Origin of the sequence: Marmoricola sp. RAF53, from assembly GCF_052114005.1 — a bacterium.
Lineage (GTDB): Bacteria > Actinomycetota > Actinomycetes > Propionibacteriales > Nocardioidaceae > Marmoricola.
Genome location: NZ_JBFRDX010000013.1, coordinates 37,773 through 55,581, shown reverse-complemented (window position 1 = coordinate 55,581; position 17,809 = coordinate 37,773). Strand labels below are relative to the sequence as shown.

Sequence of the window (17,809 nt, the reverse complement as noted above, 5' to 3'; positions counted from 1 at the left end):
GGGTGCTGAGGACCGGTGCGGAAGCCCCGCGCGCCGGTCGGCTGGCGTCCACCGGGGAGAGGATGTCCATGCCTGAACCCTGGCGTGAGCGCCGTGGGTTCCTTCAGGGCCGAAGGTCCTCGCCCGTGGGACAACGGTCCTGTCAGGTGTGCGGCTTCGCGAGCTGCCGGCCCCAGGCCAGGGCGCGCTCGACCTCGCCCTCCGACAGCGGGCCCTCGACGGTGTCGACGTAGAAGCTGGCGCGCTCCAGCACCCGGAAGCCTGCCTTGTGCAGCCGGCGCTCGGCTCCGCGGGCGGCCGAGCCGGGCCAGTGCTTGGCCTGGAGGACCCGGCTGTCGAAGACGGCGACCGGCGGCCGGGGGCCGTCCGGGGGCAGCGCCTCGGCCAGCGTGGACAGCCACTCCCGGACCCCGACGGCCTGGCGCCGCGGGTCGGCGCCGCGCTCGACCGCCTGCGCCCGGGACTCCGGGCGGCTGAGGGTCAGCGCGTGCGTGGGTGCCGCGACGACCAGCAGGTCGCAGTCGAGGTCCGGGTGGCCGGCGTACGCGTCACCGACGTCGAGCAGCGCCACCTCCGCGCCCTCGGCGGTGAGCCCCTTCGCCACGGCGGAGGCCAGCAGCTCGGTGTTGCCGAACATCGACTCGCAGATCACGACGACCTTCATCGCTGTCACCCCTTCGGTCATTCCTCCGGTACGACCGCGACGACGGTCGCGGCCTGCTCGAGCACGCCGAGCGCGATCGAGCCGAACAGTGCGCGGCTGACCCGGTCCAGCTGCTGGTGCCCGACGACGACGAGGTGCATGGCGTCGGCCAGCGCGAGGATGCCCTCGGTGGGAGCGCCGCGGACGATGCTCCGGGTCACCCGGACGTCGGGGTACTTCTCCTCGAGGCCGGCCAGGGTCTCGGCCAGCGCGACCGAGCGCGGGGCGTACTCCGGGTCGTCGGGGGAGATGAGGTGCGGGTCGCCGGCCGCGGCGAGCGCGTCCCAGACGGTGTGCACCACGGTGAGGGGGAGGCCCAGCTCGGAGGCCTGGCGGTAGGCGAACTCGAGGACGACGACCGATCCCTCGGTGCCGTCGGCGCCGACGAGCACGCCCCGGCGCACCGTGCCCGGGTGGTGCGGCCGGACCACCACGACCGGGCAGCTCGCGTGCCGCGCCACCGCGGCGCTGACCGAGCCGAGGAGCAGGGTCCGGACGGTCCCGCGACCGCGCGAGCCGACCACGACCGTGCTGGCCGCGGCGGACGCGGTCAGCAGTGCGGTCCGCGGGTCGCCGCGGACGACGAGCGTCTGTGCTGGCCGCCTCAGCCGGTCCGGAGCGATCACGGTCAGGGCGGCGTCGAGGATCCCCTGGCCGGTGACCCCCGCCTCGGTGAGGTACGCGGACGGGTCGACACCGCTGGAGGCCATCCAGCCCAGTGCCGCCGTGCTCTCCGCGAGCGCGTGCAGCAGCACGAGCTCGCGGCCCTCCTGGGCGGCGTGCCGGGCCGCCCACTCGACGGCGTGGTGGGACTCCGGGGAACCGTCCACGCCGACGACGACCGCGCCGACGGGAACCTCGTTGATGTTCATGTCTCCAGCGTGCGCGCGAGCGACCGCGCCGATCAGGGGCGTACGTCCTTCCGGGGCGGGACCGTCGGCCCTCCGGACCAGGACCGACCGGCACTCCTCCCGTCCGCCGGGGCGGCGCACGCTGGTGGCATGACCACGATCTCCGATCCCATCGTCGTCGGGTACGACGGGTCGCCGGATGCGGGTGACGCCCTGCTCTGGGCGCTGGACACGGCCGCGTCGACCGGCCACCCGGTGCGGGTCGTGATCGCCTCCACGGCGGACGAGCGGCTGCCGCGCCGGATCGTCGAGCACGAGCAGCAGCTCGCGCACAGCGCCGCGGTCGCGGCCCGGGACCTGGTGCGCTCGCGCACCGGGGTGCCGTCGGTGGTGATCGTGGAGCGGGGCTGGCCGCTCGCCGTGCTCGCGCGGGAGGGGCTCGAGGCCGCCATGGTGGTCGTCGGGTCGCGCGGGTACGGCCGGCTGGAGGGCTACTGGCTCGGCTCGGTCAGCCAGCACCTGGCGGCGCAGGCCGAGTGCCCGGTCGCGGTGGTCCGCGCCGCGGACGACCGGCGGTCGGAGCACATCCTCGTCGGCGTCGACGGGTCGGACGCCAGCCGGCGGGCGCTCGCGTACGCCGCCGAGCGGGCCGAGCGGACCGGTGAGGCGGTGCTGGCCGTGCACGCCTACCAGTACCCGGGCCTGTCCTGCGGCGGCGCCCTCGGCGGTGCGATCGGCGCGCTGCCCACGGACCTGGACACCGAGGTCGCCGACGCGGCCCAGCGGCTCGCCGCCGAGCTGGTCGCCGGGGTCGTCGTGGACCACCCGGACGTGGTGCTGCGCAGCACCGCGGTGGCCGGGCACCCGGGCCGCGTCCTGGCCCGGCTCTCCGAGGACGCCTCGCTGGTGGTCGTCGGCTCCCGGGGCCGGACCCCGGTCCAGGAGATCCTGCTCGGCTCGGTGTCCCAGGAGACGCTGCGCCGGGCGTGCTGCCCGGTCCTGGTCGTCCGGTGAGGAGAGCGACCCCCGGCAGGGCCGATGGTCCCACGGGGGTGCCCGAAGGTCCGTGACCCCGCGGGCCGGGGCGTGACAGGCTGGACACATGAGCGACAAGGTGCGGGTTTACCTCCTCGACGACCACGAGATCGTCCGGCAGGGGATCAGGACGTTCCTGGAGGCGTCCGGGGACATCGAGGTGATCGGGGAGTCCGGCTCGGCCGTCGACGCCACCCACCGGATCCCGGCGCTGCGACCGGACGTCGCGATCCTCGACGCCCGGCTGCCCGACGGCTCGGGCATCGAGGTCTGCCGTGCCGTGCGCTCGGTGGACCCGTCGATCAACGCCCTGATCCTCACCTCCTACGACGACGACGAGGCGCTGTTCGCCGCGATCATGGCCGGCGCCTCCGGGTACGTGCTCAAGGAGGTCAAGCGTTCCGACCTGCTCAGCGCCATCCGGCACGTCGCCGCGGGGCAGTCGCTGATCGACCCGGCGCTGACGGCACGGGTCCTGGAGCGGGTCCGCAACCCGGTCACCAAGGCCCCCGAGCTGGCCGAGCTGACCGACCAGGAGCTCCAGCTCCTCGGCTTCATCGCCGAGGGCCTGACCAACCGGCAGATCGGCGAGCGGATGTTCCTGGCGGAGAAGACCGTGAAGAACTACGTCTCCAGCGTGCTCGCCAAGCTCGGTGTCGAGCGGCGCACCCAGGCCGCGGTGCTGGCCGCCCGGCTGCTCGACCACACCTGAGGGCTAGGTCGCGACGGCCCTCGCGACAGCCCCGCGGCGCAGGTCGAAGATCGTCGAGCGGATGTCGGTGATGGTCCGGTCCAGCTCGGCGACGCAGGTCGCCAGCAGGGCCTCCGAGGCCGCCGGGTCGGTGCTCGTCCGCGCGCCCTCGAGGGTCAGCCCGGTGGCGAACAGCCGCTGGATGACGACGTCGTGCAGGTCCCGGGCGATCCGCTCGCGCTCCTCGACGACGGCGAGCTCTTCCCGGTCGGCGACCGCCTGGGCCCGGTCCAGGGTCAGCCCGGCACGGTCGGCGTAGGTGGCGAGCAGGTCGCGGTCCTCGTGCTCGACGGCCGGGGCCGGCCGGTCGTGCAGGACGACCAGCACGGTGTCCGGGACCAGGTGCGCCCGGAGCGGGACGACGAGCGCGGACCGCCCGCCGAGGTCGACCTCGACCGCGTAGGTGGTCGCGTCGGGCCCGTCGGCGGGAAGGACGGCGGCGCTGGCCTCGCTCACCACGCCGTGGAGGGTCGGCACCAGATCGGCGCCGGCGCCGCCGGCCACGGCGCGGACCGCCGGCGGCCGGTCGACGGGGACCTGGACGACCGCGGTGGTGGCGGCTCCGGAGGCGCCGCGGGCCCGGACGGCGACGGCGTGCAGCGCGTCCCCGGTGTCGATCGGCGGCTGCAGGTCGTCGGTGAGCAGGGCCGAGGCCTCCAGCCACCGGCGCCGACGCTCGCCGAGCTCGTAGGAACGGGCGTTCTCGAGGACCAGCGCGGCCGCGTTGGCGAGCGCCTCCACGAGGCTGCGGTCCTCCGCCGTGAACGGCTCGTCCCCGGGTCTCCCGCAGAGGGAGAGGTGGCCGAAGACGCGTCCGCGGATCCGGACCGGGACCCCGAGGGCAGGCCCGCCCGGCGCGGTCGGCGTACCGCTGGTGACCATCTCGGTGGGCACCCCGTCGGCCCCGACCACGGTGAGCGTGCCGTGCCGCGCGTCGGTCAGCGCGGTGGCCGAGGACACCAGCCGGGTCAGGACGCGACGGACGTCGAGCGTGCCGGAGAGCGCCGTGACGGCGTCCAGGAGGGCGCGCGGCGCGGTCACGTGCTCGGCGCCATCCGGGTCGTCGGCACGTCGCGGCTCCAGTCGATCTTCGGGCCGAGCCGCCGGCCGCTGATCTCGTCGCAGCGCATCCCGAGGTACAGCGTCCGCGAGCCCGCGGCCCACGGCTTGGGACCCCACGCGGAGGTGAGCTTCGCGAGCTCGGCGGGGTCGGTGACCGCCTCGCCGACGCCGCGCGCGACCACGCTCCAGCCGGAGTAGTACTCGTAGTTCACGTGGTCGATCTCGAAGCAGAGCTGGGCTCCCGGACCGTAGGAGCCGAGCTGGCTGTACGGCGTCGTCCGGATCACCACGGACCCGTCGTGGAACGCGTAGTTCATCGGCACGATGTGCGGGCCGTCGGGGGTCGTCACCGCGATCCGGCCGAACGTACCGGCCCGGAGGAGCTGGACGCACTCGTCGGGGTTGAGCTCGTACGACTCGAGCATGGCGCACCTCCCAGGTGGTTCGTCTTCCTCCGATGCTGCCTCCCGCGGGGAACGCGGAGCAGGTGCCGTTGGTCCTGTGCACCTCGGCCGAAGGGCCCTGCTCCTGCCGCGCGCGGTGGGCGAGCCTGGGATGGAGGAGGAAGCCATGTTGGTACGTGAGGTGATGACGTCGTCGGTCGTGTCGGTGTCCCCGGGGACGACCCTGAAGCAGGTGCTCGCGCTGCTGGCCGAGCACCGGGTCACGGCGCTGCCGGTCCTGGACGACACCGGTCGGCTGGTCGGCGTGGTCAGCGAGGCCGACGTGCTGGCCGAGACGGTCGTCCCGGACCAGCGGGCGCACGAGCGCCCGGTCGAGCCCGGCCCCGGACCCGGCTCGACGCGGGTCGAGCAGGTGATGAGCAGGCACCTGCTGACCGTGCCGCCGGCGGCCGAGGTCGCCGAGGCCGCGGCGCTGATGATCGGCAGCACGGTCAAGAGCCTGCCGGTGATCGAGCGGGGCCGCCTGGTCGGCATGATCAGCCGGCGCGACCTGGTCGCGGTCCTGGCCCGTGGCGATGCGGCCATCGAGGCCGAGGTCGACGAGCTGGTCCGCGCCTCCGGGTACGACTGGACGGCCGAGGTCGACGACGGCGTCGTCCTCCTGGACGGTCCGTCGCGCGCGGACGAGCGGGCGATCGCGAAGGTCCTCGTCGGCAGCGTCCCCGGCGTCCTCGGCCTCCGGTTCCCGGACCAGCGCCGGGGGTGAGTGACGGCGGTGCCCCCGGTGGCTACCGTGACCGCATGGGTCCACGCCAGGAACACAGCCAGGGTGCTGGGTTCGTGCCCGCGCTGGAGCTCGACGAGCTGCTCAGCCAGCTGATCGACCGTGCCCAGGACGTGCGCGCCGCGCACGACCGGCTCCGCGGCCTGCTCAAGGCGAACCAGAGCATCATCACCGACCTGTCGCTGGACACCGTGCTGCACCGGATCGTCGAGGCGGCCTGCGAGCTGCTGGAGGCGCAGTACGGCGCGATCGGCGTCGTCGCGCCCGAGGGTGACCGGCTGGAGCGCTTCGTGCACGTCGGGCTCGACGACGAGACGGTGGCACGGATCGGGGACCTGCCGCAGGGCAAGGGCGTCCTCGGCGCGCTGATCGACAAACCCGAGCCGATCAGGCTGCACGAGCTCAGCGAGGACTACCGCTCGGTCGGGTTCCCGGCCGAGCACCCGCCGATGCACACCTTCCTGGGGGTGCCGATCACGATCCGCGGCGCCGTCTTCGGCAACCTCTACCTGACCGAGCGTCGGGGCGGCGGCGACTTCTCCGAGTCCGACGTCGAGCTGGCTTCCGCGCTCGCCGCCACGGCCGCGGTCGCCATCGACAACGCCCGGCTCTACGACGAGGCCAAGCGCCGGGAGGCGTGGTCCCAGGCCGGGGCCGACGTGGCCGTCCAGATGGTCACCGCACCCGGCCTGGAGGCGCTCCGCAGCGTCGCCGAGGTGGTGCACCGGCTCGCCCGCGCCGACGTCGTGACCGTGGTGCTCCCGGAGCCTGGCGGCGACCGGCTCGCGGTCGCGGTCGCGGTCGGGAACCGGGCCGACGAGCTCGAGGGGCGCAGCTACCCGATGGCCGGGACCGTCACCCAGGACGTCCTCCGCTCCGGCAAGCCGGTCGCGGTGGCCGGACCCGAGGACCTGCCCGACAAGGTGGTGCACCTGCGCGACCTGGTCCCGGTCGGTCCGGCGATGGTGCTGCCGCTGGCCGGCCGCTGGGAGACCACCGGGTCGCTGGTGGTGGGGCGGCTGGTCGGCGCGGAGCCGTTCGGCCGGAGCGACCTGGAGCTGGCGGCCTCGTTCGCGAACCACGCGGCCGTCGCGCTGGAGCTCTCCGAGGCACGCCAGGACAAGGAGCGGATGCAGCTCTTCGAGGACCGCGACCGGATCGCCCGGGACCTGCACGACCACGTCATCCAGCAGCTCTTCGCCTCCGGGCTGAACCTGCAGAGCATCACCATGGGCCTGGAGGACGGCGAGCTGGCGGCGCGGATCGAGCAGGTCGTCAGCGACCTGGACGTGGCCATCCGGCAGATCCGGAACTCGATCTTCGAGCTGCACGACCACGACGCGACCGACGGGACCGGCGTCCGCGCCGGCGTCCTCGGGCTGGTCGAGGGGCTCTGCGGCGTCCTCGGCTTCGACCCCGAGGTCCGGTTCGCGGGCCCGGTGGACACCCTGGTGGACCGGGGCGTCGGCGAGGACGTCCTCGCCGTCGTGCGGGAGTCGCTCAGCAACGTCGCCCGGCACGCCGGCGCGACCCGGGCCGAGGTGGCCGTGACCGCGTCGACCGACCGGATCGAGGTGCGGGTCGCCGACAACGGCCGCGGGGTGAGCGGGTCCGGCCGGCGCAGCGGGCTGGAGAACCTCGCGACGCGCGCGGAGCGGCGCGGCGGCTCGTTCACGTTGAGCGTGCCTGCCACCGGGACCGGCACGGTGGTGCTCTGGGTGGTGCCCTTCCGCGCCTGACCGGTCAGGCGGGCCGGCTCGCCACCAGATCGTGCGCGACGTGCTCGGCGACCTTGGACGGGTCGGGCACGACCACCACCGGCACGGGCGAGTGCCGGACGCAGAACTCGCTGACCGAGCCGAGGAAGGCGCGCGCCATCGGACCCTTGCGGCCGCTGCCGACGACGAGCATCGCGGCGTCCGCCGCGGCCTCCACCAGCGGCGAGCCGCCGGAGTCGTGCAGCACCAGGTGGGCCACCGGCGGCACCCGGGGCAGGTCGCCCGCGACCTCGGCGAGGATCTGTTCCTGGCGGAGCCGGACGACGTGCGCCTCGTCCCGGGCCATCTGGTCGGTGACGTCCTCGCGGATCATCGTGTCCATGATCCAGGTGGTCACGATCTCGACCGTCGTCCCGCGGGCCAGGCCCTCCTCGAGGGCGAACCGCAGTGCGGCCCGGCCACCGGGGCTGTCGTCGAGCCCGACGACCACCGGCCGGCTCGTCGTCGGCTTCTCGTCCATCTCGCACTCCCGTTCGTGGCGTCCTGCCTCCACGGTGCGGACCCGCGCGGCGGCCGGGGAGGGGCATGGGTCCGCAGGTCTCGGGACCATCGGCCCTCGTGTCCGGGCCCGGGCCGGCGGAGGCTGGTGCGACCAGGAACCGGGGGACCGCACGACGCAGGAGGAACCACGATGGGTGTTCTCGTGGAGCTCAGCCCGAGCGAGTGCCGTGCGCTGCTGGCCGACAGGTCCGTCGGCCGGGTCGCCGTGGTGGCGCCGGACGGGCCGCACGTCGTCCCGGTGAACTTCGCCCTGGTCGACGAGGCGGTCGTCTTCCGGACCCACCCGACCACGGTGCTGGCGACGTACGGGCGGGACGCGGCGGTCGCCTTCGAGGTCGACGAGCTGCACGACCGGTCCCGCACCGGGTGGAGCGTCCAGGTCCGCGGCCGCACCAGCGTCGTCGTCGACAGCCGGCTGATCGCGCACATCCGCAGGATCTGGGACCCGGCCCCCTGGGCGGACGGCACCCGGAACCTGTACCTCCGCCTCGAGGTCGCGCAGCTGTCCGGCCGGCAGGTGGGGGAGCGGCCGGACCCCGGCGAGCACGGGTTCGGGCCCGGCGTCCAATGGTCCCCCGCACCAGGGCCCAACGGACCCCCGTGGTGACCGATCGGCCCTGACCCCGCCGTGCCCGGCGGCGGGAACGTGGAGGCGACGAAGGAGAAATCATGGCAACCATCCACGTGCCGCACCGGCACCGCACGGACCCGACCACGACGGACCCGACCACGAAGGCCGCAGGCTCCGGTGGACCGATGATCATCTCGGAGGCGGCGGCCAAGGCCCTCGCACTCCTGCGGATCACCTTCGGTCTCACCTTCCTCTGGGCGTTCTTCGACAAGCTCCTGGCGCTCGGCTACGCCACCGGGCGGGACGACGCCGGGAACGTCGACCGTTTCGGCAACGCCGCCTGGATCCACGGCGGCAGCCCCACCGAGGGCTTCCTCAAGTTCGGGGCCGACGGTCCGTTCGCGGACTTCTACCGCTCGATCGCCGGCGCGGCCTGGGTCGACTGGGCCTTCATGCTGGCTCTGCTCGGCATCGGCGTCGCCCTCACGTTCGGCATCGGGATGCGGCTGGCCGGCTTCGGCGGCGCCGTGCTCTACCTGATGATGTGGAGCGTCGCGCTCCCGCCGGCGAACAACCCGGTCCTCGACGAGCACGTGCTCGGTGCGATCAGCCTGGTCGCCCTGACGCTCGCGAACGCCGGAACCGTGTGGGGCCTCGGCAAGCGCTGGGCCTCCTCCACGCTGGTCGCGAAGGTTCCGCTCCTCCGCTGAGCTCCACCGCGCCGGCACGTGAGCCGCACGACCAGCAGGGTCGGCGACGTCGCCCGAGCCCCTTCCCCCGGGGCGAGGGCGGCGTCGCCTTCTTGCGTCGCCTTCTTGCGTCGCCTTCTTGCGTCGCCTTCGTCGTGCGCCCGGTGCTCAGAACTCGAAGACCAGCCGGGCGTCCACCGTGCCGGCGAGCACGTCGGCGATCGCCTGGTTCACGTCGTCGAGCTTGCACCCCTGGGCGACGACCTTGGTCCGGCCGAGCGCGTGCAGGCGGAAGACCTCGGCCAGGTCCTGGCGGGTGCCGACGATCGAGCCGATCACCTTGATGCCCTTGATCACGGTGTCGAAGATCGGCAGCGGCATCACGCCCTCGCGCTCCGGCGGGAGCGCCACGCAGACCAGGCGGCCGCCGCGGCGCAGCGAGGCGAAGGCCTGCTCGAAGGACCGCTCCGAGACGGCCAGGGCGACAGCGACGTCGGCTCCGCCGAGCTCCTCGATGGCCGCGACCGGGTCGGTCTCCGCGGCGTTCACGACGTGGTCGGCGCCGAGCTCGCGGGCCAGGGCCAGCTTCTCCGGCGTGACGTCCACGGCGATGACCTCGGCCCCGACGAGGCGGGCGTACTGCAGCGCCAGGTGCCCGAGGCCGCCGATGCCGAAGACGGCGACGCGTTCGCCGGGCCGGACCTCGGCCACCTTGATCGCCTTGTACGTCGTGACGCCGGCGCAGGTGAGCGGCGCCGCGTCGAAGGACGTCACCCCGTCCGGCACCCGGACGACGTACGCCGCGTCGGCGACCGCGTACTCCGCGAAGCCGCCGTCGACGGAGTAGCCGCTGTTCTGCTGCTCCAGGCAGAGGGTCTCCCAGCCGCGCACGCACTGGTCGCAGTGCCCGCAGGCGTGGCCGAGCCACGGGATCGCGACCCGGTCGCCCACGGCGCGGGCGGCGACCCCGTCGCCGAGCGCCGTGACGACGCCGACCCCTTCGTGGCCGGGCACGAACGGTGGCGTCGGCTTGACCGGCCAGTCGCCGTGCGCGGCGTGGATGTCGGTGTGGCAGAGTCCGCAGGCCTCCATCCGGACCAGCACCTGACCGGGTCCCGGGGTCGGGACCGGTCTGTCCTGGATCTCCAGCGGAGCCTCGAAGCTCGTGACGACTGCTGCTCTCATCGTGCTTTCCTCCCTCGGCGGTGACATGACCACCAGGACACGCCGGTGCGGCCGCCCGGGACAGGGGCGACGGGCCCGGGGAGCAGAGTCGTAGGTCCCGGGAACCCGGGTCAGCGCACCACGACGACCGGGCACTCGGCCCGGTAGAGGACTTCCTGGGAGACCGAGCCGAGGACGAGCTCCTGGACCGCGTTGCGCCCGCGGGAGCCGACCACGACCAGGCAGGCGTCGTCGGAGAGCCGGGCGAGGACCCGTCCGGGCCGGCCGACCACGGCGGTGCTGCGGAGATCGACCTCCGGGTTGTCGGCCTTCACCCCGGCGACCAGCTCGGCAGCGACCCGCTCGGCGTCGTCGATCAGCGTGGTGTCGATGTCGGCGGACCGGGCGCCGGTGCGGCCGCCCTCGGTGAAGTTCGGCAGCTGGTAGGCGTGCACGGCGACGACCTCCTCGCCGGTCCGCGACGCGCGGCGGACGGCGTACGCGAGGGCGCGCTCGCTGGAGGCGGAGCCGTCGACGCCGACCAGGACCTGGCGCGAGCGGGGGTTGTTGGTCGGCCGGACCACGGCGACGGGGCAGTCCGCGTGCCCGGCGAGGTGCTGGCTGACGGACCCGAGCCACTGGGCCTCGATCCGGTTGTGCCCGCGGCTGCCGACGACGAGGAACCGGGCCGTGGGGGCCTCCGCCATCAGCAGCGGCAGGGCCTCGCCGTGCGCGACGACCACCTCGGCCGGGGTGGACTCGTCCCGGGTGATCGCGTCGCGGGCCCGCGAAGCCGCCTGCTGGGCGCGCGCCTCGTCCCCGTGCCGCTTCCCGTCCGGCGAGGCCACGAGCACCCGGACGGCGGCCCCGATCCGTTCCGCGGTCTGCATCCCCCAGGTGAGCGCCAGGTCGGCGTCGGGGCTGGCGTCGTAGCCGATGACGATCGGTCCGCTCATGTCCATGGGTCGATTGTGCGCGCGATGCCGCCGTTCGCACACCCACCGGAACGGGTGGTCCGAGCTGGGGGAAGGAATCGAACCTCCGTGTACGGCATTGCGTGCCGTAGCCTCGCCACTCGGCCACCCCAGCGGAACCAGCACCTTTTCAGTTCCGGGAGGGGTCGGTTCAGTAATACACCGTCGACCGGTGCGTCCGGAAGCCGGGGGTCGGGTCAGGGGCCGGGATCAGGGGCCGGGGCCAGGGGCCGGGCTCAGGGGTCAGGCCGGGCGGGTCGACGCGCGCGCGATGAGCTCGGGCTCGAAGATGACGCGCTGGTGCAGGTGGCCGTCCTCGGTCTCCGCCAGCGCCAGCTGGGTCGCGCGGCGACCGAGCTCCTGGCGGGGCTGCCGGACCGAGGTGAGCGGGACCGCGGCGGCGGCGGCGAAGTCGATGTCGTCGTACCCGACGATGGCGAGGTCGCCGGGGACCTGGAGCCCGGTCGCCAGGGACTGCTGGAGCAGGCCGAGGGCGAGCAGGTCGTTGGCGCAGAACGCCGCCGTGGGCCGGCGTGCCCCGGTGATGCCCTCCAGGCGTTCGCCGGCGCTCAGGCCCTCGGCGACGGTGAGCGCCTCGGTCTCCAGGACCACGAGCGCGTCGGGCTCGCGGCCCGCCTCGGCCCACGCCTCGCGGGCACCGGCGAGGCGGTCGCGGACCTGGCCGATCGAGAGCGGGCCGCCGATGAAGGCGATCCGCTCGTGGCCGCGCTCGACCAGGTGCTCGACGGCGAGCCGGCCACCGAGGTGGTCGTCCACGGAGACCGAGCAGAACCGGTCGCGCGACGGGATCCGGTCGACGATCACCACGGCCGTACCGCGTCGGGCGACCTCGAGGAGGCTCGGGTCGTCGGGGTCGACCGGCGTCACCAGGATGCCCTGGACACGCTGCTCCTCCAGCCGGGCGAGGTGGGTCGCCTCGCGCTCCCGGCGGTTGTCGCTGTTGCAGAGGAAGAGCGAGAGCCCGGCGTCCTCGGCGGCGTCGTCGATGCCGGAGGCGACGTCGGTGAAGAACGGGTTGGTGGCGTCGAGCATGACGTAGGCGAGGGTGTGGCTCTTGCCGGCGCGGAGCTGCCGGGCGGCGTCGTTGCGGACGAAGCCGAGCCGGCGCATCGCGTCCTCGACCCGGTGCCTGGTGGCCTCGCTGACCCGCTCGGGCCGGTTGAGCACGTTGGACACGGTGCCCAGGGAGACCCCGGCCTCGGCGGCGACCTCCTTCACGCCCGCGGAGCGCGGGGGAGTCCCGGTCCGGGCCTCGTCGGTCTCCACGTCGCCTCCTCGTCGTCCTCACACATGAAACGGTTCAGTCGGGGCACTGTACTCCGCGGGACAGGTGTGAGGCGATGTTCACCGCGCCGAAACTTTTTCTTCGCAAATCCTTGACCTTGGTGATGTGGCTCACTTAGCGTCCCGTTATTGAAACCTTTCAACGCAGGAGGACGAGCATGACGGGAACGGCAGGCGCGACAGCGCTGGAGCTGGCCGCGGTCACCAAGTCGTTCGGTGCCGTGCAGGCCCTCCGCGACGCCAGCCTGAGCGTCCGGTCCGGCTCGATCCACGGCCTGGTCGGCGAGAACGGCGCCGGCAAGTCCACGCTCGTCAAGATCGTCGCCGGGGTGCACCGCCGCGACGGCGGCACCTTCCGGCTGCACGGCGCGGACGCCGACTTCGGCTCCACCGCCGAGTCCAAGGCCGCCGGCGTCGCGGTGATCTACCAGGAGCCGACGCTCTTCGGCGACCTGTCGGTCACCGAGAACATCTTCATGGGGCGCCAGCTCCTCGGCCGCGGCCGCCGGATCGACCGGGCCGCCATGTACGCCGAGGCGCGACGCCTCTTCACCCGGCTCGGCGTCCACATCGACCCCCGCCGCCCCGCGCTCGGGCTCTCCATCGCCGACCAGCAGATCATCGAGATCGCCAAGGCGATCTCGCTGGACGCCAGCGTGCTGATCATGGACGAGCCGACGGCGGCGCTCTCCGGCGTCGAGGTCGAGCGGCTCTTCGCCGTCGCCCGCAGCCTGCGCGACGAGGGCCGCGCCCTGGTCTTCATCTCGCACCGGTTCGACGAGGTCTTCTCGCTCTGCGACGAGATCACCGTGATGCGCGACGGCGCCTACGTCGCCAGCCACCGCACCGCGGACACCGACGTCGACGCGGTCGTCGCCGAGATGGTCGGCCGCGAGGTCGGCGACCTCTTCCCGAAGACGCCGGCGGAGCTCGGCGACCCGGTGCTCGAGGTCGAGAACCTCACCTCGACCGGGCTTTTCCACGACATCTCGTTCACCGTCCGGGCCGGGGAGATCGTCGGTCTCGCCGGTCTCGTCGGCGCCGGCCGCAGCGAGATCGCCCGCGCGGTCTTCGGTGTCGACGGCTACGAGGCCGGCGCCGTCCGCCTCGGTGGCCGGGCCGTGCCGGCGGGGAACCCCCGCGCCGCGATCCGCGCCGGGATGGCCTTCGTGCCCGAGGACCGCCGCCGGCAGGGCCTGGTCGTCGAGAGCTCGGTGGCCCGCAACGTCGTCGGCGTGATCCGCGACCGGCTCGCTCGTTTCGGACTCATCACGGCCGGCGCGGAGAACCGGGCCGCCGGACCGTGGGCGGCCAAGCTCGAGGTCAAGACCAACGCGCTGGACATGAACGCCGCCACCATGAGCGGCGGCAACCAGCAGAAGGTCGTGATCGCCAAGTGGCTCGCGACCGACCCGACCCTGCTGATCATCGACGAGCCCACCCGGGGCATCGACGTCGGCACCAAGGCCGAGGTGCACCGGCTGCTGTCCGAGCTCGCCGGCCAGGGCCTCGCGATCCTGATGATCTCCTCCGAGCTGCCCGAGGTGCTCGGCATGGCCGACCGCGTCCTGGTCGTCTGCGAGGGCCGGATCACCGCCGACCTCGACCGCGACCGGGCCACGCCCGAGAACGTCATGCGCGCCGCCACCCACCACCTGGAGTCCGCCCGATGAACGAGACCCTCGAGCAGGACGGGACCACCGAGGCGTCGGTGGCCGAGACCCTGCTGGTCGAGCCGAGCGAGCTGCCGCGCGGGCGGCGGATCCTCAACACCGTCCTGCGCTCGCGGGAGTTCTCCATCTTCCTGGTGCTGGTCGCCGTGGTGCTCGTCGCCACGTTCAAGACGAACAGCTTCGTGTTCAGCTCCGACGGCTGGCGCAACCTGCTGCTCAACCCGGCCCTGCTGCTCCTGCTCGCCACCGGCCAGGCCTGCGTGATCATCACCCGCAACGTCGACCTCTCCGTCGGCTCGGTGCTCGGGCTGACGGCGTACCTGACCGGACGGGTTTTCGTCGACCACCCGGGCCTCCCGATCGTCGCCGTCTTCGCGATCGGCATGCTGGCCGGCGCGGTCCTCGGCCTGGTCAACGGAGCACTGGTGGCCTACGGCAAGGTGCCGGCGCTGGTGATCACCCTGGGCACGCTCTACATCTACCGCGGCATCGTGCTGACCTGGGCCGGCAGCAACCGGATCAACGCCGGCGACATGCCGCACGACTTCCTGGCGCTCGGCACCCGCTCGGTCCTCGGGATCCCCGTGCTGACGCTGATCGCGGTCGTCGTCCTGGCCGCCGTCGGCTACTACCTCTACACCGCGCGCGGCGGTCGCGAGCTCTACGCGATCGGCTCCGACCCCGACGCCGCCGTCCTCTACGGACTCCGCGTCCGCCGCCGGGTGCTGTCGGCCTTCGTGCTCTCCGGCGCCCTGGCCGGTCTCGCCGGCGTCGTCTTCGCGGCCCGCTACGGCACCGTCTCCTCCAACGCCGGCTACGGCATCGAGCTCCAGGCCGTCGCGGCCGTGGTCATCGGCGGCGTCGCGATCTCCGGCGGCAGCGGCACCGTGTGGGGCGCGGCCATCGGCGCGCTCCTCCTGGTCACCATCAACAGCGCACTCCCGATCGTCGGCATCCAGGACTTCTGGCAGCAGGCCGTGGTCGGCGCCCTGATCCTCAGCGCCGTCGTCCTCGACCGGGTGCTCTCCGCCCGCCGCGAACGCAAGCTCATCGAAGCGAGGGACTGATGAACCGCACCTACCGTTCCTGGAGCGAGCCGCTGTGGCGGCGCGTCCTGCTGACCCGCGAGGCCGGGATCATCGCGCTCACCCTCGCGGTCGTCCTCTACTCGCTCTACAACGTGCCGAACTTCGACGGCCCGCTGACCATGCGCTTCCTGCTCCTCGACATCACGCCGGTGCTGCTGATCGCGCTGCCGATGACGATGGTGATCATCACCGGGGAGATCGACCTGTCCGTCGCCTCGGTGGTGGGGCTGTCCAGCGCGCTCCTCGGCACCCTGGTCGACCACGGCTGGCCGATCGCCGCCGCCGCCGCGGCGGCGATCGTGGCCGGTGTCGTCTGCGGCTTCGTCAACGGTTTCCTCGTCGGGTACGTCGGCCTGCCGTCGCTCGCGGTCACCATCGGCACCCTCGCGCTCTACCGCGGCCTCGCCGTCGGCCTGCTGGGCACCAAGGCGATCACCGATTTCCCGCAGGGCTGGCGGGACTGGGCGAACAACACGATCGGCGGCGGGAGCTACCCGAACGTGATGATCCCGTTCGTCGTGCTGGCGCTGATCTTCATCACCCTGCTGCACTTCTCGACCTTCGGCCGGGGTGTCTACGACATCGGCCTCAACAGCGAGGCGGCGCACTTCACCGGCGTCGACGTCCAGCGGACCAAGCTGATCCTGTTCGTGCTCTCCGGCGCCGTCTCGGCGTTCGCGGGCATCTTCTTCACCCTCCGGTTCGGCTCGGCCCGCGGCGACAACGCCACCGGGCTGGAGCTCCAGGTGATCGCCGCGGTGCTCCTCGGCGGCGTCTCGATCTTCGGTGGCCGCGGCAAGTACCACGGCGTGCTCGCCGGCGTCGTCCTGATCGGCGTCATCTCCAGCGCGCTGCGCCTGAAGGGCATCACCGTCAACGTCACCAACATCATCATCGGCTGCCTGCTGGTCGCGTCGGTGATCGCGCCGAGCCTGCTCGCCGGGCTCCAGCAGCTCCGGGCGCGTCGCAGCGCGCCCCTCGCAGGGCCCCCGTCCGTTCCACCCGCTCCACCCGCTCCGCAGCACGCGGCGCCCGCCGGTGTCTGACCCAGAGAAAGGTACGAACCCATGAAGTTCCGCTCCAAGCGGGCCGCCGCGCTCGTCGCACTCACGCTGAGCGCGGCCGTGGCCCTCACCGCCTGCGGCTCCTCCGACGACAACGGCGACGGCGGCAGCAGCAGCTCCGGTGGCAAGACCACCGTGACGTTCCTCCCGAAGAACCTCGGCAACCCGTACTTCGACACCAGCAGCAAGGGTGGCGAGGCCGCGGTCAAGGAGTTCGGCGGCACCTTCGCCCAGGTCGGTCCCGACCAGGCGAGCCCGGACGCGCAGGTGCAGTACATCAACACCGCCGCCCAGCAGGGCGTCAAGGCGCTGGTGATCTCGGCCAACGACCCGAAGGCGATCTGCGACGCGATCAAGCAGGCGCAGTCGGCCGGCACCAAGGTCGTCACCTTCGACTCCGACACCAGCCCGGACTGCCGTGACCTCTTCGTCAACCAGGCGACCGCCGAGGGCATCGCCAAGGCGCAGGTCGACAGCATCACCAAGCAGATCGGTGACTCCGGCGAGATCGCGATCCTGTCGGCCGCGGCCAACGCGACCAACCAGAACGCGTGGATCGAGCTGATGAAGAAGGACCTCGCGGCGAACCACCCGAACGTCAAGCTCGTCGACACCGTCTACGGCAACGACGACGACCAGACCTCGTTCGACAAGACCGCGGCGCTCCTCCAGGCCCACCCGAACCTGAAGGGCATCGTCTCGCCGACCACCGTCGGCATCGCGGCGGCTGCCCGCTACCTGTCCACCTCGCAGTACAAGGGCAAGGTCGCGCTCACCGGTCTCGGCACCCCGAACCAGATGCGCGACTACGTCAAGGACGGCACCGTCAAGGAGTTCGCGCTCTGGAACCCGGAGGACCTGGGCTACCTGGCGGCGTTCGCGGCCAAGGCCATGGTCGACGGCGACATCACCGGCAAGGAGGGCGACTCCTTCAAGGCCGGCAAGCTCGGCGACTTCAAGGTCGGCGCCGACGGGACCGTCCTGCTGGGCGACCCGTACGTCTTCAACGCCGAGAACATCGACAAGTTCAACTTCTGAGCCGGCTCACCCGGGGGAGGCGAGCGAGATGCCACGAGTGTGCTTCCAGCTCCAGGTCAGGCCCGAGCGTCTCGACGAGTACGTCGAGCGTCACCGGGCGGTCTGGCCGGACATGCTCGCGGCGCTCGCCTCCACCGGGTGGCACAACTACTCGCTGTTCCTCCGCGAGGACGGCCTGCTGATCGGCTACTTCGAGACGCCGGACCTGCAGGCCGCCCTCGCCGGGATGGACGGCACCGACGTCAACGCCCGGTGGCAGGCCGAGATGGCCGAGTTCTTCGACGACCTCGGCGAGGCACGCCCCGACACCGGCTTCCTGCAGCTCCGCGAGGTCTTCCACCTCGAGGACCAGCTCCACCGAGAGAACGAGTGAC

General features: G+C 72.9%; 19 protein-coding genes and 1 tRNA gene. 11 read left to right on the top strand and 9 right to left on the bottom strand.

Annotated elements, in window-relative coordinates; genetic code table 11:
* Positions 1-142: 142 nt before the first annotated feature.
* A complete protein-coding gene (locus tag AB4Y76_RS13010; RefSeq protein WP_441925884.1) occupies positions 143-664 on the bottom strand; it encodes a flavodoxin family protein in 522 nt (173 codons plus the stop codon).
* Positions 665-681: 17 nt separating this feature from the next.
* Positions 682-1,575, bottom strand: coding sequence for a universal stress protein (locus tag AB4Y76_RS13005; protein WP_441925882.1), 894 nt, complete (start codon positions 1,573-1,575; stop codon positions 682-684).
* A gap of 129 nt (positions 1,576-1,704) precedes the next feature.
* Here AB4Y76_RS13005 and AB4Y76_RS13000 point away from each other — a divergent pair, with 129 nt between their 5' ends.
* Both AB4Y76_RS13000 and AB4Y76_RS12995 read left to right on the top strand, forming a co-directional pair.
* Positions 1,705-2,568, top strand: coding sequence for a universal stress protein (locus AB4Y76_RS13000; protein WP_441925880.1), 864 nt, complete (start codon positions 1,705-1,707; stop codon positions 2,566-2,568).
* Between the two features lie 88 nt (positions 2,569-2,656).
* The gene (locus AB4Y76_RS12995; RefSeq protein WP_441925878.1) at positions 2,657-3,301 is read left to right on the top strand and encodes a response regulator; all 645 of its coding nucleotides are present in this window, start codon (positions 2,657-2,659) and stop codon (positions 3,299-3,301) included.
* 3 nt (positions 3,302-3,304) lie between these two features.
* On the opposite strand, the gene AB4Y76_RS12990 is transcribed toward AB4Y76_RS12995, so the two are convergent.
* Positions 3,305-4,381 (bottom strand): GAF domain-containing protein, encoded by a 1,077-nt coding sequence (locus AB4Y76_RS12990; protein ID WP_441925876.1) that lies wholly within the window; start codon positions 4,379-4,381, stop codon positions 3,305-3,307.
* A complete protein-coding gene (locus tag AB4Y76_RS12985) occupies positions 4,378-4,827 on the bottom strand; it encodes a pyridoxamine 5'-phosphate oxidase family protein (RefSeq protein WP_441925874.1) in 450 nt (149 codons plus the stop codon). The genes AB4Y76_RS12990 and AB4Y76_RS12985 overlap by 4 nt, the downstream gene beginning before the upstream one ends.
* A 145-nt stretch (positions 4,828-4,972) precedes the next feature.
* Here AB4Y76_RS12985 and AB4Y76_RS12980 point away from each other — a divergent pair, with 145 nt between their 5' ends.
* Together AB4Y76_RS12980 and AB4Y76_RS12975 are read left to right on the top strand one after the other, a co-directional pair.
* Entirely contained in the window at positions 4,973-5,572 is a 600-nt protein-coding gene (locus tag AB4Y76_RS12980; protein ID WP_441925872.1) for a CBS domain-containing protein, read from the top strand.
* A gap of 35 nt (positions 5,573-5,607) precedes the next feature.
* Positions 5,608-7,329 (top strand): GAF domain-containing protein, encoded by a 1,722-nt coding sequence (locus tag AB4Y76_RS12975; protein ID WP_441925870.1) that lies wholly within the window; start codon positions 5,608-5,610, stop codon positions 7,327-7,329.
* Between the two features lie 4 nt (positions 7,330-7,333).
* Here AB4Y76_RS12975 and AB4Y76_RS12970 read toward each other — a convergent pair whose 3' ends face one another.
* A complete protein-coding gene (locus AB4Y76_RS12970; protein ID WP_441925868.1) occupies positions 7,334-7,828 on the bottom strand; it encodes a universal stress protein in 495 nt (164 codons plus the stop codon).
* Positions 7,829-7,999: 171 nt separating this feature from the next.
* On the opposite strand from AB4Y76_RS12970, the gene AB4Y76_RS12965 reads away from it, so the two are divergent.
* Positions 8,000-8,476: a pyridoxamine 5'-phosphate oxidase family protein gene (locus tag AB4Y76_RS12965; RefSeq protein ID WP_441925866.1), complete on the top strand. Its 477-nt coding sequence runs from the start codon at positions 8,000-8,002 to the stop codon at positions 8,474-8,476.
* A gap of 62 nt (positions 8,477-8,538) precedes the next feature.
* Positions 8,539-9,150 (top strand): hypothetical protein, encoded by a 612-nt coding sequence (locus AB4Y76_RS12960; RefSeq protein ID WP_441925864.1) that lies wholly within the window; start codon positions 8,539-8,541, stop codon positions 9,148-9,150.
* A 147-nt stretch (positions 9,151-9,297) separates the two neighbouring features.
* On the opposite strand, the gene adhP is transcribed toward AB4Y76_RS12960, so the two are convergent.
* The 4 genes from adhP to AB4Y76_RS12940 form a co-directional block, all read right to left on the bottom strand.
* Complete coding sequence (gene adhP / locus AB4Y76_RS12955) at positions 9,298-10,314, bottom strand: alcohol dehydrogenase AdhP (protein WP_441925862.1); 1,017 nt, start codon at positions 10,312-10,314, stop codon at positions 9,298-9,300.
* A 110-nt stretch (positions 10,315-10,424) separates the two neighbouring features.
* Positions 10,425-11,255, bottom strand: a complete 831-nt coding sequence (locus AB4Y76_RS12950) for a universal stress protein (RefSeq protein ID WP_441925861.1) — start codon at positions 11,253-11,255, stop codon at positions 10,425-10,427.
* 56 nt (positions 11,256-11,311) lie between these two features.
* A tRNA-Cys gene (locus AB4Y76_RS12945) sits at positions 11,312-11,382 on the bottom strand.
* Between the two features lie 128 nt (positions 11,383-11,510).
* A complete protein-coding gene (locus tag AB4Y76_RS12940; RefSeq protein ID WP_441925859.1) occupies positions 11,511-12,554 on the bottom strand; it encodes a LacI family DNA-binding transcriptional regulator in 1,044 nt (347 codons plus the stop codon).
* Between the two features lie 176 nt (positions 12,555-12,730).
* Here AB4Y76_RS12940 and AB4Y76_RS12935 point away from each other — a divergent pair, with 176 nt between their 5' ends.
* The 5 genes from AB4Y76_RS12935 to AB4Y76_RS12915 are packed head-to-tail and all read left to right on the top strand — an operon-like array spanning position 12,731 to position 17,808.
* Positions 12,731-14,245: a sugar ABC transporter ATP-binding protein gene (locus tag AB4Y76_RS12935; RefSeq protein ID WP_441925857.1), complete on the top strand. Its 1,515-nt coding sequence runs from the start codon at positions 12,731-12,733 to the stop codon at positions 14,243-14,245.
* Positions 14,242-15,312, top strand: a complete 1,071-nt coding sequence (locus AB4Y76_RS12930; protein WP_441925855.1) for an ABC transporter permease — start codon at positions 14,242-14,244, stop codon at positions 15,310-15,312. The genes AB4Y76_RS12935 and AB4Y76_RS12930 overlap by 4 nt, the downstream gene beginning before the upstream one ends.
* Positions 15,312-16,379: an ABC transporter permease gene (locus tag AB4Y76_RS12925; RefSeq protein WP_441925853.1), complete on the top strand. Its 1,068-nt coding sequence runs from the start codon at positions 15,312-15,314 to the stop codon at positions 16,377-16,379. Before AB4Y76_RS12930 ends, AB4Y76_RS12925 begins: the two co-directional genes overlap by 1 nt.
* 21 nt (positions 16,380-16,400) lie before the next feature.
* Entirely contained in the window at positions 16,401-17,435 is a 1,035-nt protein-coding gene (gene rhaS / locus AB4Y76_RS12920; protein WP_441925851.1) for a rhamnose ABC transporter substrate-binding protein, read from the top strand.
* Between the two features lie 28 nt (positions 17,436-17,463).
* Positions 17,464-17,808: an L-rhamnose mutarotase gene (locus tag AB4Y76_RS12915; protein ID WP_441925849.1), complete on the top strand. Its 345-nt coding sequence runs from the start codon at positions 17,464-17,466 to the stop codon at positions 17,806-17,808.
* Position 17,809: the final 1 nt, after the last annotated feature.

Excerpts from the sequence above, each read along its gene's own strand:
- AB4Y76_RS13010 (WP_441925884.1), bottom strand. The coding sequence starts at position 664 with ATGAAGGTCGTCGTGATCTGCGAGTCGATGTTCGGCAACACCGAGCTG.
- AB4Y76_RS12980 (WP_441925872.1), top strand. The coding sequence starts at position 4,973 with ATGTTGGTACGTGAGGTGATGACGTCGTCGGTCGTGTCGGTGTCCCCG.
- AB4Y76_RS12965 (WP_441925866.1), top strand. The coding sequence starts at position 8,000 with ATGGGTGTTCTCGTGGAGCTCAGCCCGAGCGAGTGCCGTGCGCTGCTG.
- AB4Y76_RS12970 (WP_441925868.1), bottom strand. The coding sequence starts at position 7,828 with ATGGACGAGAAGCCGACGACGAGCCGGCCGGTGGTCGTCGGGCTCGAC.
- AB4Y76_RS12915 (WP_441925849.1), top strand. The coding sequence starts at position 17,464 with ATGCCACGAGTGTGCTTCCAGCTCCAGGTCAGGCCCGAGCGTCTCGAC.
- AB4Y76_RS12930 (WP_441925855.1), top strand. The coding sequence starts at position 14,242 with ATGAACGAGACCCTCGAGCAGGACGGGACCACCGAGGCGTCGGTGGCC.
- AB4Y76_RS13000 (WP_441925880.1), top strand. The coding sequence starts at position 1,705 with ATGACCACGATCTCCGATCCCATCGTCGTCGGGTACGACGGGTCGCCG.
- AB4Y76_RS13005 (WP_441925882.1), bottom strand. The coding sequence starts at position 1,575 with ATGAACATCAACGAGGTTCCCGTCGGCGCGGTCGTCGTCGGCGTGGAC.
- AB4Y76_RS12985 (WP_441925874.1), bottom strand. The coding sequence starts at position 4,827 with ATGCTCGAGTCGTACGAGCTCAACCCCGACGAGTGCGTCCAGCTCCTC.
- adhP (WP_441925862.1), bottom strand. The coding sequence starts at position 10,314 with ATGAGAGCAGCAGTCGTCACGAGCTTCGAGGCTCCGCTGGAGATCCAG.
- AB4Y76_RS12960 (WP_441925864.1), top strand. The coding sequence starts at position 8,539 with ATGGCAACCATCCACGTGCCGCACCGGCACCGCACGGACCCGACCACG.
- AB4Y76_RS12975 (WP_441925870.1), top strand. The coding sequence starts at position 5,608 with ATGGGTCCACGCCAGGAACACAGCCAGGGTGCTGGGTTCGTGCCCGCG.
- AB4Y76_RS12925 (WP_441925853.1), top strand. The coding sequence starts at position 15,312 with ATGAACCGCACCTACCGTTCCTGGAGCGAGCCGCTGTGGCGGCGCGTC.
- AB4Y76_RS12935 (WP_441925857.1), top strand. The coding sequence starts at position 12,731 with ATGACGGGAACGGCAGGCGCGACAGCGCTGGAGCTGGCCGCGGTCACC.
- AB4Y76_RS12950 (WP_441925861.1), bottom strand. The coding sequence starts at position 11,255 with ATGGACATGAGCGGACCGATCGTCATCGGCTACGACGCCAGCCCCGAC.
- rhaS (WP_441925851.1), top strand. The coding sequence starts at position 16,401 with ATGAAGTTCCGCTCCAAGCGGGCCGCCGCGCTCGTCGCACTCACGCTG.
- AB4Y76_RS12995 (WP_441925878.1), top strand. The coding sequence starts at position 2,657 with ATGAGCGACAAGGTGCGGGTTTACCTCCTCGACGACCACGAGATCGTC.